Annotated in this window: 23 protein-coding genes and 2 pseudogenes; 17 read left to right on the forward strand and 8 right to left on the reverse strand. The window is 72.2% G+C overall.

Annotated features, from left to right (window positions below):
* Positions 1-66: 66 nt before the first annotated feature.
* The 3 genes from boxC to I4I81_RS18700 all read left to right on the forward strand — a co-directional run bounded on the left by boxC (position 67) and on the right by I4I81_RS18700 (position 3686).
* Positions 67-1764, forward strand: a complete 1698-nt coding sequence (gene boxC, locus I4I81_RS18690) for a 2,3-epoxybenzoyl-CoA dihydrolase (RefSeq protein ID WP_218605082.1) — start codon at positions 67-69, stop codon at positions 1762-1764.
* A complete protein-coding gene (gene boxB / locus I4I81_RS18695) occupies positions 1761-3179 on the forward strand; it encodes a benzoyl-CoA 2,3-epoxidase subunit BoxB (RefSeq protein WP_218605085.1) in 1419 nt (472 codons plus the stop codon). Before boxC ends, boxB begins: the two co-directional genes overlap by 4 nt.
* Positions 3180-3266: 87 nt before the next feature.
* Positions 3267-3686 carry a DUF805 domain-containing protein gene (locus I4I81_RS18700; RefSeq protein ID WP_218605083.1) on the forward strand — a complete coding sequence of 140 codons (420 nt, stop codon included), beginning with the start codon at positions 3267-3269 and terminating at the stop codon, positions 3684-3686.
* A gap of 67 nt (positions 3687-3753) precedes the next feature.
* Here the strand turns inward: I4I81_RS18700 and I4I81_RS18705 are convergent, their stop codons facing one another.
* A complete protein-coding gene (locus tag I4I81_RS18705; protein WP_226363453.1) occupies positions 3754-5268 on the reverse strand; it encodes an alpha/beta fold hydrolase in 1515 nt (504 codons plus the stop codon).
* A gap of 114 nt (positions 5269-5382) precedes the next feature.
* Entirely contained in the window at positions 5383-6387 is a 1005-nt protein-coding gene (locus I4I81_RS18710) for an LLM class flavin-dependent oxidoreductase (RefSeq protein ID WP_218616224.1), read from the reverse strand.
* Positions 6388-6523: 136 nt separating this feature from the next.
* On the opposite strand from I4I81_RS18710, the gene I4I81_RS18715 reads away from it, so the two are divergent.
* The 12 genes and pseudogenes from I4I81_RS18715 (at position 6524) to I4I81_RS18765 (ending at position 16371) form a co-directional block, all read left to right on the forward strand.
* The gene (locus tag I4I81_RS18715; RefSeq protein ID WP_218616225.1) at positions 6524-7564 is read left to right on the forward strand and encodes an alpha/beta hydrolase; all 1041 of its coding nucleotides are present in this window, start codon (positions 6524-6526) and stop codon (positions 7562-7564) included.
* A 157-nt stretch (positions 7565-7721) separates the two neighbouring features.
* The gene (locus tag I4I81_RS18720; protein WP_218600815.1) at positions 7722-8237 is read left to right on the forward strand and encodes an RNA polymerase sigma factor; all 516 of its coding nucleotides are present in this window, start codon (positions 7722-7724) and stop codon (positions 8235-8237) included.
* Entirely contained in the window at positions 8234-9409 is a 1176-nt protein-coding gene (locus I4I81_RS18725) for a VOC family protein (protein WP_218600814.1), read from the forward strand. The genes I4I81_RS18720 and I4I81_RS18725 overlap by 4 nt, the downstream gene beginning before the upstream one ends.
* Positions 9410-9571: 162 nt before the next feature.
* Positions 9572-9750, forward strand: a pseudogene (locus I4I81_RS31755) (helix-turn-helix domain-containing protein); the annotation flags it as partial.
* Between the two features lie 26 nt (positions 9751-9776).
* Positions 9777-10022, forward strand: a pseudogene (locus I4I81_RS31760) (MmyB family transcriptional regulator); the annotation flags it as partial.
* Between the two features lie 121 nt (positions 10023-10143).
* Positions 10144-10476, forward strand: a complete 333-nt coding sequence (locus I4I81_RS18735) for an ArsR/SmtB family transcription factor (RefSeq protein ID WP_218600820.1) — start codon at positions 10144-10146, stop codon at positions 10474-10476.
* Complete coding sequence (locus I4I81_RS18740; protein ID WP_218600819.1) at positions 10476-11921, forward strand: substrate-binding protein; 1446 nt, start codon at positions 10476-10478, stop codon at positions 11919-11921. The genes I4I81_RS18735 and I4I81_RS18740 overlap by 1 nt, the downstream gene beginning before the upstream one ends.
* 80 nt (positions 11922-12001) lie before the next feature.
* Entirely contained in the window at positions 12002-13549 is a 1548-nt protein-coding gene (locus I4I81_RS18745; protein ID WP_218600813.1) for an amidase, read from the forward strand.
* On the forward strand, positions 13546-14250 hold the full coding sequence (nthB, locus tag I4I81_RS18750) for a nitrile hydratase subunit beta (protein WP_218600812.1): 705 nt from the start codon (positions 13546-13548) through the stop codon (positions 14248-14250). The genes I4I81_RS18745 and nthB overlap by 4 nt, the downstream gene beginning before the upstream one ends.
* Positions 14250-14846: a nitrile hydratase subunit alpha gene (nthA, locus tag I4I81_RS18755; RefSeq protein ID WP_218600811.1), complete on the forward strand. Its 597-nt coding sequence runs from the start codon at positions 14250-14252 to the stop codon at positions 14844-14846. The genes nthB and nthA overlap by 1 nt, the downstream gene beginning before the upstream one ends.
* Entirely contained in the window at positions 14846-15253 is a 408-nt protein-coding gene (locus I4I81_RS18760) for a nitrile hydratase accessory protein (protein WP_218600810.1), read from the forward strand. Before nthA ends, I4I81_RS18760 begins: the two co-directional genes overlap by 1 nt.
* An 80-nt stretch (positions 15254-15333) precedes the next feature.
* Positions 15334-16371 carry an alpha/beta fold hydrolase gene (locus I4I81_RS18765; RefSeq protein ID WP_225924630.1) on the forward strand — a complete coding sequence of 346 codons (1038 nt, stop codon included), beginning with the start codon at positions 15334-15336 and terminating at the stop codon, positions 16369-16371.
* A gap of 1 nt (position 16372) precedes the next feature.
* Here I4I81_RS18765 and I4I81_RS31345 read toward each other — a convergent pair whose 3' ends face one another.
* From I4I81_RS31345 to I4I81_RS18780, 3 genes are all read right to left on the reverse strand, one after another.
* Positions 16373-16789 carry an FAD-dependent monooxygenase gene (locus I4I81_RS31345; protein WP_218600817.1) on the reverse strand — a complete coding sequence of 139 codons (417 nt, stop codon included), beginning with the start codon at positions 16787-16789 and terminating at the stop codon, positions 16373-16375.
* Positions 16790-17329: 540 nt separating this feature from the next.
* Positions 17330-17995, reverse strand: coding sequence for a class I SAM-dependent methyltransferase (locus I4I81_RS18775; RefSeq protein ID WP_218600809.1), 666 nt, complete (start codon positions 17993-17995; stop codon positions 17330-17332).
* A 221-nt stretch (positions 17996-18216) separates the two neighbouring features.
* Positions 18217-18465 (reverse strand): hypothetical protein, encoded by a 249-nt coding sequence (locus I4I81_RS18780; protein ID WP_218600808.1) that lies wholly within the window; start codon positions 18463-18465, stop codon positions 18217-18219.
* Between the two features lie 126 nt (positions 18466-18591).
* Here I4I81_RS18780 and I4I81_RS18785 point away from each other — a divergent pair, with 126 nt between their 5' ends.
* A complete protein-coding gene (locus I4I81_RS18785) occupies positions 18592-19269 on the forward strand; it encodes a response regulator transcription factor (protein WP_218600807.1) in 678 nt (225 codons plus the stop codon).
* Between the two features lie 3 nt (positions 19270-19272).
* Here I4I81_RS18785 and I4I81_RS18790 read toward each other — a convergent pair whose 3' ends face one another.
* Complete coding sequence (locus I4I81_RS18790) at positions 19273-20568, reverse strand: sensor histidine kinase (RefSeq protein ID WP_218600806.1); 1296 nt, start codon at positions 20566-20568, stop codon at positions 19273-19275.
* A 101-nt stretch (positions 20569-20669) separates the two neighbouring features.
* Between I4I81_RS18790 and I4I81_RS18795 the strand changes: the two genes are divergently transcribed.
* Positions 20670-21611, forward strand: coding sequence for a hypothetical protein (locus I4I81_RS18795; protein WP_218600805.1), 942 nt, complete (start codon positions 20670-20672; stop codon positions 21609-21611).
* A gap of 6 nt (positions 21612-21617) precedes the next feature.
* Here the strand turns inward: I4I81_RS18795 and I4I81_RS18800 are convergent, their stop codons facing one another.
* Together I4I81_RS18800 and I4I81_RS18805 are read right to left on the reverse strand one after the other, a co-directional pair.
* Positions 21618-22079, reverse strand: a complete 462-nt coding sequence (locus tag I4I81_RS18800; RefSeq protein ID WP_218600804.1) for an ATP-binding protein — start codon at positions 22077-22079, stop codon at positions 21618-21620.
* 50 nt (positions 22080-22129) lie between these two features.
* Entirely contained in the window at positions 22130-24481 is a 2352-nt protein-coding gene (locus tag I4I81_RS18805; protein ID WP_218600803.1) for an ATP-binding cassette domain-containing protein, read from the reverse strand.
* Positions 24482-24483 lie beyond the last annotated feature (2 nt).

A 24483-nucleotide genomic window follows, 5' to 3' on the forward strand; every position in this document is an offset into this window, starting at 1 on the left:
ACGTTCTACACCGATGGCGCGGATCGGTCGAATCTTGTAGAGTGATGCCCGACCAACGGAGGACGGATGACCACCACCGCAGATCCCGACCAGGCCGAGATCCCCACGGTCTCCTTCGACGCGGAGCCCTCGACGTACCGCCACTGGAAGCTCGACGTCCAGGGCGAGGTCGCGTACCTGCGGCTCGACATCGACGAGACCGCCGGCATCGTCCCGGGCTACGAGCTGAAGATGAACAGCTACGACCTGGGCGTCGACATCGAGCTCTACGACGCCACGCAGCGGCTGCGCTTCGAGCACCCCGGCGTCAAGGCGGTCGTGCTCACCAGCGCGAAGGACCGCAACTTCTGCGCGGGCGCGAACATCCGGATGCTCGCCCAGTCGAGCCACCCGTGGAAGGTGAACTTCTGCAAGTTCACCAACGAGACCCGCAACGGCATCGAGGACGCCACGGCGAACTCCGGCCAGACCTGGATCGCCGCCGTCAACGGCACCGCGGCGGGCGGCGGCTACGAGATGGCGCTGGCGTGCGAGCAGATCCTGCTCATCGACGACAACTCCTCCGCCGTCTCGCTGCCCGAGGTCCCCCTGCTCGGCGTGCTGCCCGGCACCGGCGGCCTCACCCGTGTGATCGACAAGCGGAAGGTCCGCAAGGACCGCGCCGACGTCTTCGCCACCAAGTCCGAGGGCGCCCGCGGCAAGCAGGCCGTCGAGTGGAAGCTCGTCGACGAGGTGATCCCCAAGCGCGCCTGGGACGAGACGGTCGCCGAGCGCGCCGCCACCGCCGCCGCCGCGTCGGACCGCCCGTCCGACGCCACCGGCGTGCCGCTCCCGCCGCTGCAGCGCGAGGAGGACGCCGACGGGATCCGATACCGCCACGTCACCGCCACCTACGACCGCGACGCCGGCCTGGTGAACATCACCGTGCACGGGCCGGAGGGCGACGTGCCCGACACCGTCGAGCGCGTCCACGAGCTGGGGGCGCAGTTCTGGCCGCTGGCCATGACCCGCGAGCTCGACGACCTGATCCTGCGGCTGCGCGCCAACGAGCTCGAGCTGGGCACCTGGATCATCCGCACGAAGGGCGACGTCGAGGACGCGCTGGCCTTCGAGCGCGTCATCGAGCAGTTCTCCGGCTCCGACTGGCTCGTCAACGAGATCCGGCACTACTTCAAGCGCGTGCTCAAGCGCCTCGACGTCACGTCGCGCTCGCTCATCGCGCTGATCGAGCCGGGGTCGTGCTTCGCGGGGGCCCTGCTGGAGCTCGCGCTGGCGTGCGACCGCCAGTACATGCTCGACGGCTTCATGGAGGAGGCCGACGAGGAGGGCGAGCCCGCGCAGCTGGTGCTCTCGGCGTCGAACTTCGGCACGTTCCCGATGCCCAACGGCCTCTCGCGACTGGGCTCGCGCTTCTACGGCGACGACGACACCCTCGCGAAGCTGCGCCAGGAGACCGGCCGCCGGATCGACGCCGCCGAGGCGATGGAACTGGGGCTGGTCACCGACGCCCCCGACGACATCGACTGGGAGGACGAGGTCCGGATCATGCTGGAGGAACGGGCCTCCCTGTCCCCCGACGCGCTGACCGGCATGGAGGCGAACCACCGGTTCGTCGGCCCGGAGACGATGGAGTCGCGGATCTTCTCCCGGCTCACCGCGTGGCAGAACTGGATCTTCGTTCGACCCAACGCATCCGGCCCTGAAGGTGCGTTGCGCAAGTACGGCACGGGACGCAAGGCGGAGTTCGACAGGAAGCGGGTCTGACCATGAGCATCGACTACAGCGAGAAGATCCCCAACAACGTCGATCTCGCCGGCGACCGCAAGCTCCAGCGCGCACTGGAGAGCTGGCAGCCCAACTTCATCAACTGGTGGAAGACGATGGGCCCGGCCGTCCCCACCGAGGACGTCTACCTCCGCACCGCCGTCGACGTCGGCCGCGAGGGCTGGGCCTCGTTCGGCCACGTCGCGATGGAGGAGTACCGGTGGGGGGTGTTCCTCTCCGAGCACAACGCCGACCGCAAGATCGCGTTCGGCGAGCAGAAGGGCCAGCCGGTCTGGCAGCAGGTGCCCGGTGAGTACCGCGCCGACCTGCAGCGCCTCATCGTCATCCAGGGCGACACCGAGCCCGCGTCCGTCGAGCAGCAGCGCCGCCTCGGCGAGACCGCGCCGTCGCTCTACGACCTGCGCAACCTGTTCCAGGTCAACGTCGAGGAGGGCCGTCACCTCTGGGCGATGGTCTACCTGCTGCACGCCTACTTCGGGCGCAACGGGCGCGAGGAGGCCGAGGCACTGCTGCAGCGCAACTCCGGCGACCTCGACTCCCCCCGGATCCTCGGCGCGTTCAACGAGGAGACGCCGGACTGGCTGTCGTTCTTCATGTTCACCTACTTCACCGACCGGGACGGCAAGTACCAGCTCGGCACGCTCAAGGAGTCGGCGTTCGACCCGCTGTCGCGGACGTGCGAGTTCATGCTCAAGGAGGAGGCCCACCACATGTTCGTGGGCACCACCGGCATCGACCGCGTCGTCACCCGCACCGCGGAGCTGATGCGCGAGCACGACACCGACGACATCGCCCCGCACGGCGGCATCCCGCTCGACGTGATCCAGAAGTACATCAACTTCCACTACTCGGTCTCGCTCGACCTGTTCGGCTCCGAGAAGTCGACGAACGCGGCCAACTACTTCACCGCCGGCCTCAAGGGTCGCTGGCAGGAGGAGCGCCGCAAGGACGACCACCTGCTCACCGAGGACGCCTCGCACGTCGACCTGGTGCGCGACGGCGTCGTCACCACCGAGGAGGTCTCGGCGCTCGTCGCGCTGAACCACGACCTGCGCAACGAGTACGTGCAGGACTGCGCCACCGGCATGAAGCGCTGGAACCGCGTGCTGGAGAAGGCCGGTGTCGACCGCCGGCTCGCGCTGCCGCACGTCGGCTTCAACCGCGAGGTCGGGCTGTTCCGCGGGCACCACGTGACGCCGAAGGGCGACGTCGTCGGGCCGGACGTGTGGGAGGCCAACAAGGACCGGTGGCTGCCGAGCGACGCCGACAAGGTGCACGTCCAGTCGCTGATGCGCCCGGTCTACGAGCCCGGCAAGATCGCCGGCTGGATCGCCCCGCCGAGCACCGGCATCAACGACAAGCCGTTCGAGTACGAGTACGTGCACTTCGCCTGATCGAGACCGGATCGCGTCCCATGTAGACCTACCGGTGGACGCGGTCCGGTGCCAGTCTGTCGCTTCCGATGCCCAACTGGAGGCGACATGAACTGGTACGTCAAGGTGATCAAGCAGTACGTCGACTTCTCCGGCCGGGCCCGGCGCACCGAGTACTGGATGTTCGCCCTGTTCAACGCGATCGCCGTGATCGTGCTGTCCGCGATCGACGGGTTCGTGCTCGGTTCCGGTGCGTTCGCCGCGTCGGCCGGGGCCGGCTCGGCGGGGCTCTCGTTCAACCTGGGCATCCTCGGCACGATCTACTCGCTCGCCGTGCTGCTGCCGGGCCTCGGCGTCGCCGTCCGGCGGCTGCACGACACGAACCGCAGCGGGTGGTGGCTGCTGATCGGGCTCATCCCGGTCATCGGCGCGATCGTGCTGATCGTCTTCCTGGTGTCGGAGGGCACCCGCGGCCCGAACAGCCACGGCGCCGACCCGAAGCAGGCGTCCGCGGGCGCGTACGCCTGACCCGCCCCAGGCGAACGGCCCGCTCACCGCGATCCTGTCGGGCGAGCGGGCCGTTCGTCGTGCGGGGTCAGGAACCTGCCGGCGCCGGGACCGTGGGGTCGGGCTGGGGCAGCGGGTCGCACTGCACGTCGGACACGTCGCTCTCCGGCTTGCGCTCGGGCAGGGCGCCCGTGGCCAGGTAGTCGGCGACGATGGTGTCGGTGCACGCCACGCCGGACAGCGAGGCCGAGTGTGTGTACCCGCCGACGCCCTCCACCAGCACCGCGTTCGGGAACAGCTCGCGGGCGTTCAGCGCCCCGTCGAACGGCGTGGCCCCGTCGAAGGTCTCGCTGAGCAGCAGGGCGCTGTCGACGCCGCTGCCGTCGACCTCGACGGGCGTGCCCGCCTTCGCCGGCCAGAACGAGCACGGCCCGTTGAACCAGGCGTTGGCCCAGGTCTCGAACGGGGCCTCGGCGTCGACGCGCTCGTTGTCGGCGCGGACCTGGTCGTAGTCCTGCGGCCACTCCAGGTCGGTGCACTGCACGGCCAGGTAGATCGCGTACCCGTTGTCGTCGGGAGCGGCCGGGTCGAAGCCGTACGCATCGACGATCGCGGACACGTCGCCGTTGTTGACGTAGGCGGAGAACGCCTGCGCGATGCCGGGGTAGGCCAGCACGTTGTAACCGGCGCTGAGGAACAGGTCGTTCCACTCCGACGGGCCGATGCCCTCCGCGGGCGCGGCCCGGAGCTGGTCCTGCACCGTGTAGTAGAGCGCCTCGACCTCGTCGCCGGTGGCACCCAGCTCGTAGACCGAGTCGTACTTCGCGATCCAGTCGAAGAACGCGCCGATGTTGCGCTCGAACGCGACGTCCTGGTTGAGGTTGGCCTCGTACCAGATGTTGCGGACGTCGACGACGCCGTCCATCACGATGCGGCGCACGCGGTCCGGGTACAGCGTCGAGTAGACCTGGCCGAGGTAGGTGCCGTAGGAGAAGCCGTAGTAGTTGATCTGCTCCTGGCCCAGCGCGGCGCGGATGAGGTCCATGTCGCGGACGGTGTCGATGCTCTTCAGGTGGTCGAGCAGCTCACCGCCGTCGGCGGCGCACGCGTCGGCGTAGGACGTCGACAGGTCCAGCCACGCCTGCTCGGTGCCGGCCTCGGGCTGGTAGTCGGGGCGGTTGAAGCCCGCGTAGTCGGGGATGCAGCTCAGGGCGGGCTCGCTGGAGCCGACGCCGCGGGGATCGAACCCGATCCAGTCGTAGGACGCACCGGCACCGTTCGGGACGGCACCACCGAGCAGGGCCAGCGTGAGGCCCGACCCGCCGGGCCCGCCCGGGTTGACGAGCATGACGCCCTGGGACTCCGGGGTCGTGTGCACGACGCGCGACACCGCGAGCCTGATCGTCGTGCCCATGGGGTCGTCGTGGTCGAGCGGGACCTCGACGAACCCGCACTCGGCCCCCGCCGACACGAGCGCCGACGCCGTGCACGGCCCCCACACCACCGGCGCGGGAGTGAAGCCCGGCGGGGGCGTCGACGCCTGCGCCCCGGGCGCCACCGCCATCCCCGCCGCCAGCAACCCGGCCGTCACCGCCGCCGTCACGATTCTCCGCACGTTCCCCCCGATCTCGTCACCGGGGGTCACTGCGCGACCGCGCCGACCCCCGACCGTGAGGAGCCTGTCACCTGATCCGCACCAGAGCCAACACCAACTCGACTACTTCCCGAACGTGTCGATCGCGGCGTCGACGCGGTCACCGATCTCCGACGCCGAGAGGCCGTAGCTGGGGATGTAGCAGAGCAGGCGGTCGTAGAGGCCGTGGAACGCGGGCATCCGGTCGCGCACCTCGTCGGGGGTGCCGGCGACGGCCATCCGGTCGAGCATCGCGGGGCTGACGGCGGCGATCATGGCATCGTGGTCGCGGGCCTTCCAGGCGTCGCGGATCGCGGCGACCTCGCTGGTGAACCCCTCCAGCTCCACGAGCGGCGCGTACGTGCGCACCACCGTGTAGAACGCGATCTGGGCGGCGGCGTCGCGGCGGGCGCGGTCGCCGTCGTCGGAGACGCTGGTGATGACGTACCCGGCGATCGGGACATCGTCCGTGCGGCCCGACCTCGCGGCACCCGCGGCCAGCGCCGGGCGCACCACGTCGTCGACGTAGCGGCGGGTGAAGATCGGGTGCCCGACCAGCCCGTCGGCGACGGCGCCCGCCGCCTGCACCATCCGCGCGTTGAACCCGGCGAGGTAGACGGGGATCGGGTCGCGGGGCGTCATCTCCGCGGTGGGGTGCAGCGCCATCCGGTAGAAGCGGCCCTCGTGCTGGACCCCGGACGCGTCCATCGCCCAGATCCGGCGCAGCAGCGGCACCAGTTCCTCGACGCGCGGGGCGGGCGAGGCGCCGTCGACGCCGTGCCAGTCGCGCTGCATCGTGCGCGTGCCGGTGCCCAGGCCGAGCACGAGCCGGCCGTCGGAGAGCTCGGCGAGGTCGCGGGCCTCGGCGGCGAGCACCAGCGGGCTGCGGCCCACGGCGTACGCGATGCCGGATGCCACCGTGATCGTCGAGGTCCGCAGCGCCATCGCCGCGAGCGACACGGTGGCGGAGCGGTCGTAGAACTCGGTGGTCCAGACGGACTCGAACCCGCGCTCCTGCGCCCGCACCGCCGCACCCACGGCGGTCGCCAACGTGCCGCCGTGGACCGCCACACCCATCCGCTCCGTCATGCCCCGCACCCTAACCACCCGCGAGTCGCTGTCTCCCCGCCCGCGAGTCGCGTGATTCCCGCCCGCGAGTCGCGTGATTCCCGCCCGCGAGTCGCGGCTCTTGACCCCCGTCCGGCCGACCGAGAGCATCCGCGCCATGGACCTCCTCCCGGGCGTGAGCTCCGCGACGATCGACACCGACCGCCTCCGCACCCACTACCTGGAGTCCGGCCCGACCGACGCCCCGGTGATCGTGATGGTGCACGGCAACCTGTCGACGGGCCGGTTCTACGAGCACCTCATGCCCGCCCTGCCCGAGTACCGCGTGCTCGCGCCGGACATGCGCGGTTTCGGCCGGTCCGAACCGGCCCCGATCGACGCCACCCGCGGCCTCGACGACTGGGCCGACGACCTCGACGCGTTCCTGCGGGCCCTCGGGATCACCGCGCCGACGCACCTCGTCGGCTGGTCGACGGCCGGTGCGGCGATCGCCCGCTACGCGACGGCCCGCCCCGCCGCCTCGCTGACGTTCGTCGACCCGGTCTCCCCGCACGGCTTCGGCGGGACGTTCCCCGACGGCACCCTCTGCTTCCCCGACGCCGCCGGCTCCGGCGGGGGTGGCGCGAACCCCGAGCTCGTGCAGCGCCTGCGTGACGGTGACCGCGGCACCGACAGCCCGTTCTCGATCCGCAACGTCATGAGGGGGCTGTACTGGGCGCCGGAGCACACCGAGGCGCGCGAGGACGTGCTGGTCGACGAGGTGCTGCTCACCCTCGTCGGCGACGGCGGCTACCCCGGCGACTCCACGGCGTCGCAGAACTGGCCGGGCCTCGCACCGGGCGTCACCGGGATCCTCAACGCGCTGTCCCCGAAGTACTGCGACTGGACCGGGCTGGTCGACGTCGCGGAGAAGCCGCCGGTCCTGTGGACGCACGGCGGGCGCGACCTGGTCGTCGCCGACGGGTCGATGCTGGAGTTCGGCACGCTCGGCGAGGCCGGGATCGTGCCCGGCTGGCCCGGCGCGGACGTCTACCCGCCGCAGCCGATGGTCGGCCAGATCCGGGCGCTGCTGGAGCGCTACGCGGAGGCGGGCGGGTCGGTGCGGACCGAGATCTTCCCCGACTCCGGCCACGGCCCGCACCTGGACGCCGTCGACCGCTGGCTCACCGTCTTCCGGGACTTCCTGGCCGGGCGGTGATCCGGCGACTCGGGGGCGCGGAAACAGCGACTCGCGGGCGCGGAAACAGCGACTCGCGGGGACGGGCCCGCGAGTCGCCACTTCTCCGCCCCCGAGTCGGTTGCTCCGATCGGGTGATGTGCCGACGGAGTCCGCGGCCCCCGCGCGACGGAGGGACATGAGCCCCGCAGCGGTCCGGCCCGAACCGGGTCCCGCGCTGCTCGCGCTCTACGACGACGCGCTCCCGCAGGTCTACGGCTACCTGCTCGCCCGCTGCGGGCGTCGCGCACTCGCCGAGGACCTGACGGCGGAGACGTTCCTGGCCGCCGTCACGGCGAGCAGGCGGCATCCGCCGCCCGCGATGAACGTCGGCTGGCTGATCGGGATCGCTCGACACAAGCTCGTCGACCACTGGCGGGCCACCGAGCGCGAGGAGCGCGGTCTGCGGGCCGTCGAGGAGATCACCGAGACGTTCGAGGACCCCTGGGAGGAGCACGTGGACGCCGTGGTGGCCCGCGAGGTGCTCGACACCCAGACCGCGCTGCACCGCGCCGCGCTGACCCTGCGCTACCTCGACGGCCTCCCGGTCGGCGAGGTGGCCCGCGCGCTGGGCCGCACCGTGCACGCCACGGAGTCGCTGCTCAGCCGCGCCCACGCCGCGTTCCGCCGCGGCTACTCCGACGGTGTGCGATGACCGATCCGCTGGACGCCCTGCGCATCCCCGTTGAGGCCGTCGACCCCGACCCCGCATTCGCCCGTGCCCTGCGCGCCCGCCTGGAGCGCGCCCTGCTCGACCCGAGGGAGGACCCCATGACCACCACGCTCGAGGCACCCCGCACCACCGCCCGCATGCACGCGCTGACCCCGTACCTCGCCGTGACCGACGCCGTCGCGGCCGTGGACTTCTACGTGACGGTGTTCGGCGCCGTCCGCCGCGGCGACCCGATCGTCATGCCCGACGGCCGCACCGGGCACGTCGAGGTGGCGCTCGGCGACAGCGTCCTCATGCTGGCCGACGAGTTCCCCGAGATGGGGCTGGTGGCGCCGGCGACCCGCGGCGGGGTGAGCCAGTCGCTGCGCCTCGAGGTGGCCGACCCGGACGCCGTCGTCGCGCGGGCGGTCGCCGCGGGCGGCACGCTGGAGCGGGCCGTCACCGAGTCACCGTACGGCCGCGGCGGGACGGTGCTCGACCCGTCCGGGCACCGCTGGATGGTCTCCCGCGACGTCCCGGCCGCGCGGCACGGCGACGTCGTCTACGCATCGCTGTGGTCACCCGACGCCGACCGGGCACGCGCGTTCTACGGCGCCGTGCTCGGCGACCTCGGCCGGCTCGGGATCTCCTCGGGGTCGACCGCCGGGCTGTTCTGCGGCTACGCCGTCGACGACCTGGACGCCGCCGTCGCCGTGGTGCGCGCCGCGGGCGGCACCGCGACCGAGCCGGTCGAGGACCACGGTGGCCGGGTAGCCGACTGCGTCGACGACCAGGGCCTCGCGTTCGCGCTGTTCGAGGGGCCCGGCGCGCCGGTGACGGTGCCCGAGTACGCCGAGCTGCGACTGCCCGACGCCACCCGCGCCCGCGCCTTCTACGGCACGGTGCTCGGCTGGGGGTTCTCCCCGGGCCGCGGCCGCCCGGGCTACTGGAACGGCACCGTCGACGGCGAGCGCACCCGACCCCGCACCGGGCTCGACGGCGGCCACGAGGTGCCCTCGGTGGTACCGACGTTCACCGTGCCGGACCTGGCGGCCGCGACCGCGGCGGCCCGGGCGGCGGGCGGAACCGCGGAGGAGCCCACCACGGCCCGGTTCGGTCCGGTCGCCCCCTGCGTCGACGATCAGGGCACCCGGTTCCTGCTGCTGCAGCGCTGACGCGCCCGTGCGCGGGTCGGTGCGGCTCCGCCTCGATCAGGTCCGCCGCCCGGGTCGCCCCGCCTGCGGCCCGCAGCTCGTCGCGGAGGGCGGCGGTGCGGGCCCGCACCGCCGGGTCGTCGAGGGACGGCCGCGCGCCGCCGGACCGGGCATCCCGGGCCCATGGACCGCACCGGGCTCGGCGCCGCGCTTCGCACCTGGCGCGAGCGGCTGCGCCCCGAGGACGTCGGGTCGCCGGCCGGGCTGCGCCACCGGACCCCGGTCTGCGCCGCGAGGAGGTGGCGCAGCTCGCCGGGATGTCCGCCGTCTACCTGACCCGGCCGGAACAGGCCCGCGGGCCGCCGCGCCGCTCGGCGGCTCCTCCGCGCTGCCGCCCGCCGAGCGCAACCTCGCCCGCTCCTCGTTCACCGGCCCGCACCGCGACCAGACCGACCCCGACCGTGAGCGGCCCGACCGCGCACCGGTCTCCGACCTGCGGCGCACCGCCGCCCGCTACCCCCGCCGACCCGGGCCTGCGCCGGCTCTCGTCGCCGACCTGCGCGCAGCCGGCCCGGTGTTCACCCGGCTCTGGGACCTGCGCGAGCTCGGTCCACTTCTCCTGGACTGCAACTCCCAGGCCGTCGACGCCGACGACCAGCGGCTGCTCGTGTACTCCGCGGCGCCGGGGTCGGGGGGCCGAAGCGCTGGAGCTCTTGCGCGTTCTCGGGCTGCAGCGCGTCGGCTAGTCTCCACACGTGGCCTCCGACCTGGCTTTCGACGCGCTCGCCGATCCGGTGCGGCGCGAGATCCTCGCCGTGCTCGCCGAGCACGACGAGTGCAGTGCGGGCGAGCTGTCCGCGGCGATCTCCCGGGTCGGCCGCACCGCCGTGTCGAGCCACCTGCGCGTGCTGCGCACCGCCGGTCTCATCACCGAGCGGCGCACCGGCCGCTTCCGCATGTACGCCGTCGACCCCACGGGCCCGGCGCAGGACGTCATCCGGCTGCTGCAGGAGCTGTTCCAGTCCTCCCTCGACGCGGCCAGGGTCGCCGCGGAGTCCACCTCCGGTACGGACAGCCGAGCCATGTGATGGGCGGCCTCGCCGTTGCGGCACAGACGAGCATCGAGGCCCCGCCCGCGGCTGTCTTCGCACTGTTCGGTTCCGAGACCGGGGTGGGCTGGCTGCTCGACGCCACCTGTGACCGGGTCGCCGTCGGGGCCGTCGTCGCACTGCAGGCCCCGCTCGGCGGGGAGCGGGTGGCGCTGCTCGGCCGGATCACCGCACTGCGGCCGCCCGGCCCGTCCCGGCCGGGCCGGATCGAGATACGGCTCGACCAGCCGTGGCGGGGCCGGCTGCGCGTACTGTTCGAGAGCGACGGCGCCGGCACCCGGGTGCGGATCGTCGCCGACCTCGACGACACCGGACTGGCCTGGCTGATGCGCCGCCGCGGCCATCCGGTGCCCGAGCAGCGCCACAGCGGGGAGCACCTCGTCGGGCTGCTCACCAGCAAGTCCGGGCCGGGGAGCGTGTTCGCCGCGGCCACCGAGAACCTGGCGACGATGGCCGTCGACGAGGTCAACGCCGACGGCGGCGTCCGCGGGCGGCGCCTGAGCCTGCTCGTCGGCGACGACGGCACCGACGCCGCGACGGGTGCCGCGGAGGCGAGGCGACTGGTCCGGGCCGGCTGCCGCACGATCCTCGCGACCACCACGTCGGCGACGTTCGTGCGCACCGCGGCGGAGCTGCGGGGGTCCGGCGTGCTGCTCGTGCAGACGCTGATGAACGAGGGCGGGCTGGGCGGCGAGCTCTGCCTGCAGCTCGGGGAACGGCCCGCCGACCAGCTGCGCGCCGCCGTCACACCGCTGATGCGCGCGGCCGGCGGGCGCCGCTGGTTCCTCGCCGGCAACGACTACGTGTGGCCGCACGTCGTGCACGCGATGGCCCGCCCGGTGCTGGCCGAGCACCGGGCGTCGATCGTCGGCGAGGGGTTCGCCGCGCTGGGCACCCGCGACTTCACCCCGCTCATCGAGCGGATCACGGCCACGGGCGCCGACGTCGTGCTGTCCTCGTTCGTCGGGGCCGATCTCGTCGCGTTCGAGCGCCAGTGCCACGCGATGGGGGTGCGCGACCGGTGCCGCACGCTCGCCCTGACCCTCGACGAGCCCACCCGCGAACGGATCGGCGACGCGGCGTCGGTCGGCATGTGGGGCGTCTCGGGCTACTTCGAGCAGCTCGACGGCGCCGCCAACACGGCGTTCCTGCGGCGCTACCGCGACGCCTACGGCCGGTTCGCCCCGCCGGTGTCGAGCATCGCGGAGTCCGCGTACGAGGCGGTGCACCTCTACGCGGGCGCGGCGCGGCGCGCCGGAGAGGACGAGCCGCGCACGATCGCCAGGGAACTGCGGTCGAGCCGCTCGGAGTTCCCGCGCGGACCGGTCACCGTGACGGGTCCGGAGACCGTCCGGCAGGACCTGTTCGTCGCGGAGGCGGTGGCGGGTGGTTTCGCCGTGAGTCCGCCGCGTCAAGGATCTTGACAACGCGCCACTACCTATTGACATGTGGTGATTCGAATCAATAGCGTCGCGCTCTCACCGGTTGCCGGAGGTAGAGAGCCATGCCCGTACGTCCCCCCGATCCCGACGATCTGAGCGCGGTCTCCGCGCACTACGGCCTCGGACTCGACGCCGTCGCCGTCGAGTCGTTCTCCCCCATGGTCAACGGCCTGCTCGCGTCGTGGGACGTCGTGGAGGAGCTCTACGACGCGTCCGCGCCCACGATGCCGGAGCGGGCCTGGACCCGCCCCGAGCCGGCCGACAACCCGTACAACGCCTGGTACGTCACGACGTCCATCACCGAGGGCGGCACCGGCCCCCTCGCCGGGAAGACCGTCGCGGTCAAGGACAACACCGCCGTCGCCGGCGTCCCGATGATGAACGGCTCGAAGACGATGGAGGGGTACACGCCGCTGCGCGACGCCACCATCGTCAGCCGGATGCTCGCGGCGGGCGCCACGATCGCGGGCAAGTCGGTCTGCGAGGACCTCTGCTTCTCCGGCGGATCGCACACCTCGCGCACCGGCGCGGTCCGCAACCCCTGGGACGAGACGCGCTCCACCGGCGGATCCTCCTCGGGCACCGCGGCCCTCGTCGCCTCCGGGCTCGTCGACGTCGGCACCGGCGGCGACCAGGGCGGCTCGATCCGGATGCCCGCATCGTGGTCCGGCATCGTCGGGCACAAGCCGACCTGGGGACTGGTGCCCTACACCGGGGCGTTCCCGATCGAGCAGTCGATCGACCACGTCGGCCCGATGACGCGCACCGTCGCCGACGCCGCACTGGTCCTGAACGTGATCGCCGGACCGGACGGGTTCGACCCGCGCCAGCCCCGCGACCTCGTGCCCGACGACTACGTGGCCGCGTTGGGCCGCGGAGCCGAGGGCCTGCGGGTCGGGATCCTCACCGAGGGCTTCGGCCTGGCCAACTCCGATCCCGGCGTCGACGCCTCCGTGCGCGCGGCGGCCGAGTCGCTGCGCGACGCCGGGCTCGTCGTCGAGGACGTCTCCGTCCCGTGGCACCTGCACGGCGCGAAGATCTGGGACGTCATCTCCGTCGAGGGCGCCGCGTCGCAGATGGTCGACCTCAACGGGTACGGCCTGAACTGGAAGGGCCTCTACGACCCCGAGGTCATGGAGCACTACGGCAACCAGTGGCGCGCCGACGGCAGCCAGTTCTCCGAGACCGTCAAGCTGGTGCTGCTGGCCGGGAAGCACGCGCTGAACACCCAGCAGGGCAAGCACTACGGGATGGCGCAGAACCTCGCCGTGCAGCTGCGGGCCGCCTACGACGAGGCGCTCTCGCGCTACGACGTGCTGGTCCTGCCCACCACGCCGATGCACTCCACGGTCATCCCCGACCCGGACGCGCCGCGCGAGGAGATCATCGGCCGCGCACTGGAGATGGTGGCCAACACCTGCGTCACCGACGTCACCGGGCACCCGGGATGCAGCGTCCCCGCCGGTCTGGTCGACGGCGTCCCCACCGGAATGATGATCATCGGCAAGCAGTTCGACGACGCCACGGTGCTGCGTGTCGCCCACACGTACGAACAGGCGGTCGGGGGCTTCCCGACGCCGGCAGGAGCTACCGCAGGGAGCCAGGCATGAACGGCGTGCACGACCTCGGGGGCACCGACGGTCTCGGTCCCGTCGAGATCCCGGAGAACGAGCCGGTGTACCGGGCGGAGTGGGAGAAGGCGGCGTTCGCCATGTTCTCCATGACCTTCCGCGCCGGGTTCTTCGGCATCGACTCCTTCCGGTACGGCATCGAGCAGATGCACCCGGCCACGTACCTGCTCTCGCCCTACTACGAGCACTGGGTGCACGCCGTCGAGCACCACGGCTTCGCCAAGGGCCTGCTCGACGAGGCCGAGCTCGACAGGCGCACCCAGTACTACCTGGACAACCCCGACGCGCCGCTGCCGGAGGAGAAGGACGACCCCGACCTGCTGGCGTTCGTCGACGGCGTGGTCAAGGCCGGGGCCCCGGCGGGCCGCCCGTCGGACAAGGTCGCGCGGTTCTCCGTCGGCGACCGGGTCACCGTCGCCTCCGACGTCCCGTACGGCCACACCCGCAAGGCCGGCTACATCCGCGGCCGCACGGGCGTGATCGAGCTGGCGCACGGAACGTTCATCTACCCCGACAGCGCCGGCAACGGCGGCCCGGACGCCCCCGAGCACGTCTACACCGTCAAGTTCACCAACACCGAGCTCTGGGGCGCGGAGGCCGCCGAGCCCAACGGCGTCGTGTACTTCGACGTCTGGGAGCCCTACATCACCCTCGCCGCCACCACCGGGAAGGCCGCCTGATGACCGCCACCGTCCGCACCCAGGAGGAGATCGCCGCCCGCGTCAAGGCGCTGGAGGCGATCCTGATCGAGAAGGGGATCATGACGACGAAGGCGATCGACCGCCTCGTCGAGATCTACGAGAACGAGGTCGGCCCGCAGCTCGGCGCCGCCGTCGTCGCGAAGGCCTGGACCGACCCGGAGTTCAAGGCGCGCCTGCTCGCCAACGGCACCGAGGCGTGCGCGGAGATGGGCATCGGCGGGCTGCAGGGCGAGGACATGGTGATCGTCGAGAACACCGACACCGTGCACAACGTCATCACCTGCACGCTGTGCTCCTGCTACCCGTGGCCGGCTCTCGGGTTGCCCCCGAACTGGTACAAGGACCCGGCCTTCCGTGCCCGGATCGTGCGCGAGCCCCGCAAGGTGCTGCGCGAGGACTTCGGGTTCGACGTGCCCGACTCCGTCGAGGTGCGCGTCTGGGACTCCTCGTCGGAGATGCGCTACTGGGTCCTCCCCCAGCGCCCGGCCGGCACCGAGGGCCTCGACGAGAAGGCGCTCGCGGCGCTCGTCAGCCGCGACTCGATGATCGGCGTCGGCGCCGCGAAGGCCGCCTGATGGCGTTCCGCCAGGACGCCACCGAGCTCGGTGACGCCCGGCGACGCGTGGAGACGCTGGTCTGCGACCTCCCCGGCGGCGGTGACGCCGAGCGGTCCTTCGACCAGCCGTGGGAGGTGCGGGCGTTCGCCATGGCCGTTGCGGCGTACCACGCCGGCCAGTACGAGTGGTCGGAGTTCCAGCTCTCCCTGATCGACTCGATCAAGAAGTGGGAGACCGACGGCGGCGCGGAGCCCTGGTCGTACTACGAGCACTGGCTGGAGGCGCTGGAGACCGTCCTCGCGGGCAACGGCGCGCTGTCCGACGCCGCGCTCGACGAGCAGACCAGGTCGGTGCTGGCCACGCCGAAGAACGCCAACCACCACGAGGCCCACCGCGAACCGGTGGCGGTCGACCCGGCCCGATAGCTGGCGCTGCGGACTCGTGCGCGGTAATCCTTGCTCCGGCAACGGTTGCCGCGTACGAGTCCGACGCAGGAGGCACCATCTTGTCCGGGTACTACACCGATGACGTCCATGGTCCGCACGAGTACTTCGAGCTGGGCAACTTCGCCCTCACCACCGGCTACACCCTCCCGAACGCCCGCCTGGGCTACAAGACGATCGGCACGCTCAACGCCGCCAGGGACAACGCCGTGCTGGCGCCCCACATGTTCTCCGGCACGTCGGCGTTCATGGAGGCCTACGTCGGCGAGGGCCGCCCGCTCGACCCCGCGACGCACTTCGTGATCCTGCCGGGCCAGTTCGGCGGCGGCTTCTCCTCCAGCCCGTCGAACACGCCCGCGCCGTTCGATCGCGGCCAGTTCCCCCTCGTCGCCATCGCCGACGACGTGATCGCGCAGCACCGCCTCGTCACCGAGCACTTCGGCATCACGACGCTGCGGGCCGTGCTCGGCTGGTCGATGGGTGGCCAGCAGACCTACGAGTGGGCCGTGCGGTTCCCGGAGATGGTGCCGCGCGCCGCGGTGTTCGCCGCCACCGCGCGCAACCCCGTCCACAACCAGATCTTCATCGACACCTGGAACGAGCTGCTGACCTCCGACCCCGCGTTCCGCGACGGTTTCTACGACGATCCGGCCGAGGTCCGGCTCGGGCTCCAGCGGCTCGCGGTGTCGTTCTCGCTGATGGGTCTGTCCTCGGCGTTCTTCCGCCAGGAGCTGTGGCGCGGCCTCGGGTTCGCGTCCTCCGACGACTTCCGCCAGGGCTTCATCCGCGGCTACTTCGCGCCGATGGACCCCAACAACCTCATCGCTCAGGGCCGCAAGTGGCGCGCGAGCGACATCTCCGCCCACACCGGGGGCGACCTCGCCGCCGCACTCGGCCGGATCACCGCGCAGTTCTTCGTCGTGCCGTTCACCGAGGACCTGTTCTTCCCCCCGGAGGACTGCGAGGCCGACTGCGCGCAGATCCCGAACGGTCACTACCGCCCGATCGAGACGCCGATGGGGCACTTCGGCATGTTCGGGCTCCGCCCGGAGGACCCGGCCGCCGTCGACGCGGTGATCGCCGAGATGCTCGCGAGCTGACCTACGTCGAGGGCACGGGCGCGTCCCAGTCGACGTGGTGGTGCTGGATCCGGCTCTGCGCACCGGGACGCCCCATCCGCAGGGCCAGGGGCATCAGGGCGTCGCGCAGGACCCGTCCGACCGGACCGGCCGCCTTCTGGTCGCCGGTCCGGGCCCCGGCCCGGACGATGCGCTGCACGCGGTCGCGGCGCAGGCCCTCGTCGGCGGTGAACGCCGTCCCGGGGTCGGGGGGGTCGCGCAGGCAGCGGGCCAGCTGCACCGCGTCCTCCGCCGCCATCGACGCCCCCTGCCCCGACGCGGGCGACGTCGCGTGCGCGGCGTCGCCGATCACGACCATGCGGCCGCCGTGCCACCGGCGCACCGACGGCAGGTCGCGGGACTCCCATCCCCGCAGCTCGCCGGGGGTCGAGTCGACGATCGCCGTCGCGGGCTCCGGTCGCCCGCGAACAGCTCACGCAGACAGGTCCGCCACTGCAGGTCGGTCAGCCCGGCCGCGTCGGCGTGCCAGGGCGGGTTCGCGAACCACCAGACCCCACCCGTCCGGGGCCACCGCCCAGCCGAAGAACGCGCGACGACCGAAGACCATCTCGTAGACGCCGGGCTCCGCACCGGTCTCCTGCGGCGGGGCGAACCCGCCCACGTTCAGCACCGGCAGCAGCCGCGGCGCGGTGGCCCCGGGTCGATCAGCGTGCGCACGCGGGAGTTCACCCCGTCGGCCCCACCAGTAGGTCCGCCGTCGCCGTGCTGCCGTCGGAGAAGACGGCGCGGGTGCCGTCACCGTCGGGCAGGGCGTCGACGAGCCGGTGGCCGTACTCGACCGCGATCCCCCGCCGCTGCGCCTCCTCGCGCCGGACACGGTCGTCCCGAACGGGTAGGACAGCACGGTGAAGCTCCTGGTGGGGCGTGTTGATCTAGACGATCGCCCGTCCACCAGACTGCCCGCCCAGTGCGGCGAACGTCATTCGGTACTTCTCGCGTCATGGCGCGCCAGCAAGTACCCGGCGGGGGGCTTGCCTGGCGCCGGAGCAACGATTCGCAGGCGTCCGAGCTCGGCGAAATCGTGCTCGCGCAGTCGGTCAGCGAGCGCGTCGAGGGTCCACAGATACGCCGGTGAGGCTCTGTGGTCATACGGGACCCAACCGTTGGCGTCTGCGGTGTCGGTGATCTGCACACCGATCAGCAGGGGTCCGCCCGGCTCCACCACGCGGGCGAACTCGCTCAGGACGCGCGGAAGCAGGTCCGGCGGCGTGTGGATCAACGAGAAGTGCGCCAGGACGCCCGCGATCGACTCGTCCCCTGCGTCGAGATGGAGCAGGGAACCGACCTCGTAGCGCAGGTCGGGACGATACCGGCGGGCGATCGCGACCATGGCCGGTGACAGATCGATCCCGTAGGCCCGGATACCGGCTCGATCCAGGTGATCGGTCCACTGTCCGGGACCGCAACCCGCATCGACCACAGCACCCACCGACCCACCGGCGCGGACGAGCTCGGCGAAGGCGTTGATCATCGCCGCTGACAGCGCATCGATGACCTGGTCGCCCTGTCGCACCATGTCGTCGTACAACTCGGCGACCTCGTCATAGTCCCGGCGGGTCCGATCCAACGCCTCGTTCTCACTCACCCGCCGGACTCCAGGGAACAGCTCGGAGGTAGGAGTGTCGGACAGATCCCTCACCAGGTTGGCACTCGCCGGGCGCGATCAGCCGACTCGCCACGCCTCAGCAGCGCTCGACGAGCACCAGCAGGACACCTCACCGCGACCAGCGCCAGGGCTCCCAGCGCAGACTCCCCGTGCACCGGCAGCGAACTCGCCCGGCGGCGCCGGCACCCTCGCCGGGGGTACTACGGTGCGCCGGGGAACACCTGCTGGAGCTGACCGAACCGCACGAACCCGTAGACCACCAGCGCCAGGAACACCAGGCTCGCCAGCGAGGTGAGGACGTAGCAGGTCGCCCGCAACCCCCGCATGAACCGGCCGTCCGGACGTGCCGTGTAGCTGCGGCGCGAGCGCGGGGTCGGGCCCCAGCCGACCCGGTCCCCGACGGCGTGCATCGGGCCGGTCCGCGTGCTCTGGGCGGGAATCGTCTTCATGGCTCGCGTCCCCCGACGTCGGATGTGCTGGTCGATCCGTTGTAGCGGAGCGCAGCACCCGTGACACCGACGGGAGTGACGGTCCACCCGAACGTGGCGACGAACGCGATCCCTAGGGTGGAGGCCATGAGTCACCTGCTGGTGATCGAGGACGACGCGGAGATCGGCGAGCTCCTGCGGTCGAGCCTCGCGCTGCACGGGCACACAGTCGACTGGGAGCGCACCGGGCGCGGGGGGCTCGACCGGGCGTCGGCCGACATCGACCTGGTCCTGCTCGACCTCGGCCTCCCCGACCTCGACGGGCTGGAGGTCTGCCGCCAGCTCCGGCTGGTCCTCCCCACCACCGTGATCGTCATGCTGACGGCGCGGGCGCGCGAGATGGACGTGGTCGTCGGGCTGGAGGTGGGCGCCGACGACTACCTGGTCAAGCCGGTGCCGCTGGCCGAGCTCGTCGCGCGGGTGCGCGCCCACCTGCGCCGCACCGAGCCGGCGAAGACGGCCGCGACGCACTCCGTCGGCGACCTCACGGTGAGCGTCGAGAGCCGCCGCGCGACCGTCGACGGGAACGAGCTCCCGCTGCGGCCGCGGGAGTTCGACCTGCTCGCGCGGCTGATCGTCGAGCCGGGGTCGGCGGTGAGCCGCGAGACGCTGATGTCGGAGGTCTGGGACCAGCACTGGTTCGGCTCCACGAAGACGCTCGACGTCCACGTGGCCGCGCTGCGCCGCAAGCTGTCCGAGACCGGGCGCACGGTGCCCCAGATCGTCACCGTGCGTGGGCACGGTTACCGGCTCGAGGCACCCTGACGGTCAGTGCATCGACGCCGCCCGCAGCAGGAGCGCGAACTGCGGGGGCGACGGCCGGGCCAGCCGCAGGTGACCGCCCTCGGCCTCCGCGAGTCGCCGGGCCAGTGCGAGGCCGAGCCCGTGGCCGGTGGCCGACGGCGAGCGCCGGGTGAACAGCTCGGAGTCGGTCAGCGTGATGCCCGGGCCGCGATCGCTCACCTCGATGCCGACGGCGTCACCCGCGTCGCGGGCGGTGACCTGGACCGGCCCCGAACCGTGCACCAGAGCGTTCTCCAGCAGCACGGCCAGCACCTGACGGACGGCCGCGCCGGAGGCCAACGCGGGTGGGGTCTGCGGATCGACGACGAGGATCAGCGGGCGGCCCTGCTTGTCGAACTGCGCCGCCCACTGCCCCCGCGTCTCGGCGAGCAGCGCGCCGACGTCGAGCGCGTCGACGGCACCGTGGGTGTCGCGGGCCAGCTCGAGCAGCTCCTCGACGGTGCGCTCGATCCGCTCGGTCGAGCGCAGCCCCTGCTGCAGCGCGGGGCGCGGATCCTCGCCGGGGCGCTCCAGTGCCGACTCCAGGCCCAGCCGCAGGCTCGTCAGCGGGGTGCGCAACTGGTGGGAGGCCTCGGCGGAGAACGCGCGCTCGCGGGCGAGGAGGTCGTCGAGCCGGGCGGCGGTGCGGTTGAGCGAGGCGCCGACGGCGTCGATCTCCGCGTACGCGACGGGCGGCAGCCGCACCGAGAAGTCGCCGTTGCCGAGCCGCTGCGCAGCGGTGCTGAGCTGGTCGAGCGGCAGCGCCATCCGGGCGGCCTGCCGACGGGCCAGCAGCCACACCGCCCCGATCGCCACCCCGGCCAGCGCGACCATCCCGATCCAGGCCAGCCCGACGGGCCACAGCAGCGTGCTCGACGACCCGGAGACCCGCACGACGCCGACCACGTCGCCCTGGTCGATCACGGGGACGGCCGCGACCAGATCACCGTCGCTCGACCCGGTGGCCACCCGCCCGCGGAGCGCCTTCAGGACGAACTCGTCTGCCGTCATCGGTCCGCGACCGAGCAGCCACTCTCCGTCACCATCGTACGCAGACCGGAACGTCAGATCGGCGAAGTCGTCGAGGTCGCCCCCGTCGGGCGTCTCACCGTCGGCGAGCGAGTGCGACACCCGCATCGCGGACCGTTCGGCCTGTCGTTCCAGGTCGAGGACCTTGTACTGCTGCGCGTACAGCGCTCCGGCCACAGCGAGGGGCAGCCCGAAGAGCACGATGGCCACCGCGGCCGACGCGACCGCGAGCATCACGATCCGTGTTCGCACCTCGACTCCTCCCTCTGCTGTGACCTTGCCGGAGCGACGTTAGCCGTCTCCTAACCTTGCATGCACCGGACGCTTGCCGGTGCCTCTCTAGCGTGGATCACGTGAGTCCACGAGTGCGCGTCGTCTACCGGTCGTCGGAGGCGGAGAACACCAAGCCCCGCCCCGCCTACTACAGCAAGACCCTGGCCCTGGCCTCGGTGCTGCGCGCCGCGGAACCCCTGGGGTCCGACATCGAGTTCGTCTTCGTCAACGACGGCGGCATCCCGGCCGACCGGTTGGCGCTCATGGAGGCCCACGGCACGGTCCGGCAGATCGACGGCGGTAGCAACCGCGCCTCGTTCCGCGCCGTCGTCGCCCGCGAGGCCGCCCTGTCCGGCGGCCCGGACGACATCGTGTGGTTCGCCGAGGACGACTACCTCTACTCCCCCGACACCTTCACGACGCTGCGGTCCGCCGCCACGGCCTTCCCCGAGGCCGCGTACTTCACGCTCTACGGCTCCGACGCGCTCGACGTCGAGGCGTCCGGTTGCCGCGCCGTGCGGCGGAGGCAGCCCGGCACCGACGGCATCACCGACGCGCCACGCGTCGGTGCGGCATCCTGGTACCGGTCCTATGCCACCACCAGCACGTTCGGGGTGCGGGGCGACGCACTGCGCGTCGACGCCGGCATCCTGCGACTCATGCCCTACACCGGCGGCGCGTGGGACATCGCGACCTGCCTCGCGTTGCAGGGCTACCGCCCGTTCGGGCTCGCCGACCTCGCACCCGACCCCGGCGGCTCGGTACTGCGCGGCGCCGTCCGCGGACTCGTGCGCGCCGCCGTCGGTGCCCGGGCCACGCGCCGCGCGGCCCGGCGCCGGGTGATGCTCGGTTCCGACCCGGAGCTGGTGTGGCACATGGAGGTCCACGACGACTCCACACGCTCGGCGCCGAGCAGCACCACCTCGGCCGTCGACTGGGACGCCGTCGCCGTCGACACGATGTTCTGGGCCGCCGACCGTGGCATCCCGGTCCCCACCGGGTCCGCGGTCGCCACCCGGTAGGACCGCTCACCGGGCGCGGTGGGCCGGGCAGTCCATCAGCTGCCGCACGGTGACCGTGGTCCCGGTGCGGGCGCGGTCGACCTCGAGCGCGTCGACGAACGCCTCGATCATCCGCAGCCCGCGGCCGCGGTCACCGGGCTCACGCGCGGGCTCCTTCCACCGGCCGGAGTCGCCGATGGCGAGCTCGATCCGGAACGGGCCGAGGCAGCCGACGCGGGGGGACCGCGCCCCGCCCAGCCGGACGATGTGCCCGGTCACGGTCACGGTCACGGCCCCGGGCCCGTCGCCGGAGTAGGCGTGGTCGACGCAGTTGGCGACGGCCTCGCTCACCGCGTAGACGAGGTCCTCCCCCGTGTCGCACAGCGGGGACACGCCGCAGAGCCCGCCGAGCCAGTCCGACACGGCCCGGCGCACCCGCCAGGGCGCACACGCCTGCGCGGGAATCGCCATATCGAGGACGTCGGCCACGATGGAGCAGTACCCGCATCCGGATGCCGCTGAACCCCCGGCCGTTCGGCTCAGGCACCCACGTACGCGGCGAGGTGTTCACCGGTGAGTGTGGAGCGGGCGGCGACGAGGTCGGCGGGGGTACCTTCGAACACGATCCGCCCGCCTGCGTGGCCGGCGCCCGGGCCGAGGTCGATGATCCAGTCGGCGTGCGCCATCACGGCCTGGTGGTGCTCGATGACGATCACCGACTTCCCGTCGTCGACGAGCCGGTCGAGGAGCCCCAGCAGTTGCTCGACGTCGGCCAGGTGCAGGCCGGAGGTCGGTTCGTCGAGGACGAGGACGTCGCCCTTCTCCCCCATGTGCGTGGCCAGCTTGAGGCGCTGCCGCTCGCCGCCGGACAGCGTGGTGAGCGGCTGGCCGATGGTGAGGTAGCCGAGCCCGACGTCGACGAGGCGCTGCAGGATCTTCGCCGCGGCCGGCGTCTTCGCGTCGCCCGCGGCGAAGAACCCCGCGGCCTCGGCGACCGGCATCGTGAGGACCTCGCTGATGTCCTTCCCCCCGAAGGTGTACTCCAGCACCGCCGTGTCGAACCGCCTGCCCTCGCACACCTCGCAGGTGATGGCGACCCCGGCCATGACGCCCAGGTCGGTGTAGATCACGCCGGCACCGTTGCAGTTGGGGCAGGCCCCTTCGGAGTTGGCGCTGAACAGGGCCGGCTTGACGCCGTTGGCGCGTCCGAACGCCTTGCGGATGGGTTCCAGCAGCCCGGTGTAGGTGGCCGGGTTGCTCCGGCGCGAGCCGCGGATCGCGCCCTGGTCGATCGCCACGACCCCGTCCCGGCCGGCCACCGAACCGTGGATGAGCGAGCTCTTGCCCGACCCCGCCACCCCGGTGACGACGACGAGCACGCCGAGCGGGACGTCGACGTCGACGCCGGTCAGGTTGTGGGTGGCGGCGCCGCGCACCTCCAGCGCCCCCGTCGACGTCCGCACGGACGGCTTGAGCGCGGCGCGGTCGTCGAGGTGGCGGCCGGTCAGCGTGCCGCTGGCGCGCAGCCCGTCGAGGGTGCCCTCGAAGACCACCTCGCCACCGGCGGACCCGGCGCGCGGGCCCAGGTCGACGATGTGGTCGGCGATCGCGATCGCCTCCGGCTTGTGCTCGACGACGAGCACCGTGTTGCCCTTGTCGCGCAGCTGCCGCAGGAGGTTGTTCATCCGCGCGATGTCGTGCGGGTGCAGGCCGATGGTGGGCTCGTCGAAGACGTAGGTGACATCGGTGAGCGACGAGCCGAGGTGGCGGATCATCTTGGTGCGCTGGGCCTCGCCGCCGGACAGCGTGCCCGACGGCCGGTCCAGCGAGAGGTAACCGAGCCCGATCTCGACGAACGAGTCGAGGGTGTGCCGCAGCGTGGTGAGCAGCGGCGCCACCGACGGCTCGGCGAGGTCGCCCGCCCACGCGGCGAGGTCGCTGATCTGCATCGCGCAGGCGTCGGCGATGCTGATGCCCGCGATCTTCGACGAGCGGGCCAGCTCGGAGAGGCGCGTGCCGTGGCAGTCCGGGCAGGTCGTGAACGTGGCGGCCCGTTCCACGAACGCGCGGATGTGCGGCTGCAGCGCGTCGATGTCCTTGGACAGGTACGACTTCTGGATCTGCGGGATCAGGCCCGTGTACGTCAGGTTGATGCCCTCGACCTTGATCTTCGTCGGCTCCTTGTGGAGCAGGTCGTGGAGCTCCTTCTCGGTGAACTTCGTGATCGGCTTGTCCGGGTCGAAGAACCCGCAGCCGCGGAAGATGCGGCCGAACCAGCCCTCCATGCTGTAACCGGGGATGGTGATCGCGCCCTCGTTGAGGGTCTTGGTGTCGTCGTAGAGCGCCGTCAGGTCGATGTCGTTGACGGAGCCACGGCCTTCGCACCGCGGGCACATGCCGCCGGTGATGCTGAACTCACGCCGCTCCTTGATCTTCTGCCCGGCGCGCTCCATCGTGACCGCGCCCGCCCCGCTGATCGAGGCCACGTTGAACGAGAACGCCTGCGGCGAGCCGATGTGCGGCTGCCCGAGCCGGCTGAACAGGATGCGCAGCAGTGCACCGGTGTCGGTGGCGGTGCCGACGGTGGATCGGGGGTCGGTGCCCATCCGCTGCTGGTCGACGATGATCGCCGTCGTCAGGCCGTCCATGACGTCGACCTCGGGCCGGGCCAGCGTCGGCATGAAGCCCTGGACGAACGCGCTGTACGTCTCGTTGATCATCCGCTGGGACTCGGCGGCGATCGTGTGGAACACCAGCGAGCTCTTGCCGGAGCCGGAGACGCCGGTGAAGACCGTGAGCCGCCGCTTCGGGATCTCGACGCTGACGTCCTTGAGGTTGTTGACGCGTGCACCCTGCACGCGGATCAGGTCGTGGCTGTCGGCGGCGTGCACGG

The sequence above is a fragment of the Pseudonocardia abyssalis genome (genome assembly GCF_019263705.2).
Classification (GTDB): Bacteria; Actinomycetota; Actinomycetes; order Mycobacteriales; family Pseudonocardiaceae; genus Pseudonocardia; species Pseudonocardia abyssalis.

Coding starts and splice junctions, on each gene's coding strand:
- boxC (WP_218605082.1), top strand. CDS start 67: ATGACCACCACCGCAGATCCCGACCAGGCCGAGATCCCCACGGTCTCC.
- I4I81_RS18700 (WP_218605083.1), top strand. CDS start 3,267: ATGAACTGGTACGTCAAGGTGATCAAGCAGTACGTCGACTTCTCCGGC.
- I4I81_RS18710 (WP_218616224.1), bottom strand. CDS start 6,387: ATGACGGAGCGGATGGGTGTGGCGGTCCACGGCGGCACGTTGGCGACC.
- I4I81_RS18715 (WP_218616225.1), top strand. CDS start 6,524: ATGGACCTCCTCCCGGGCGTGAGCTCCGCGACGATCGACACCGACCGC.
- I4I81_RS18720 (WP_218600815.1), top strand. CDS start 7,722: ATGAGCCCCGCAGCGGTCCGGCCCGAACCGGGTCCCGCGCTGCTCGCG.
- I4I81_RS18725 (WP_218600814.1), top strand. CDS start 8,234: ATGACCGATCCGCTGGACGCCCTGCGCATCCCCGTTGAGGCCGTCGAC.
- I4I81_RS18740 (WP_218600819.1), top strand. CDS start 10,476: ATGGGCGGCCTCGCCGTTGCGGCACAGACGAGCATCGAGGCCCCGCCC.
- I4I81_RS18745 (WP_218600813.1), top strand. CDS start 12,002: ATGCCCGTACGTCCCCCCGATCCCGACGATCTGAGCGCGGTCTCCGCG.
- nthB (WP_218600812.1), top strand. CDS start 13,546: ATGAACGGCGTGCACGACCTCGGGGGCACCGACGGTCTCGGTCCCGTC.
- nthA (WP_218600811.1), top strand. CDS start 14,250: ATGACCGCCACCGTCCGCACCCAGGAGGAGATCGCCGCCCGCGTCAAG.
- I4I81_RS18760 (WP_218600810.1), top strand. CDS start 14,846: ATGGCGTTCCGCCAGGACGCCACCGAGCTCGGTGACGCCCGGCGACGC.
- I4I81_RS18780 (WP_218600808.1), bottom strand. CDS start 18,465: ATGAAGACGATTCCCGCCCAGAGCACGCGGACCGGCCCGATGCACGCC.
- I4I81_RS18785 (WP_218600807.1), top strand. CDS start 18,592: ATGAGTCACCTGCTGGTGATCGAGGACGACGCGGAGATCGGCGAGCTC.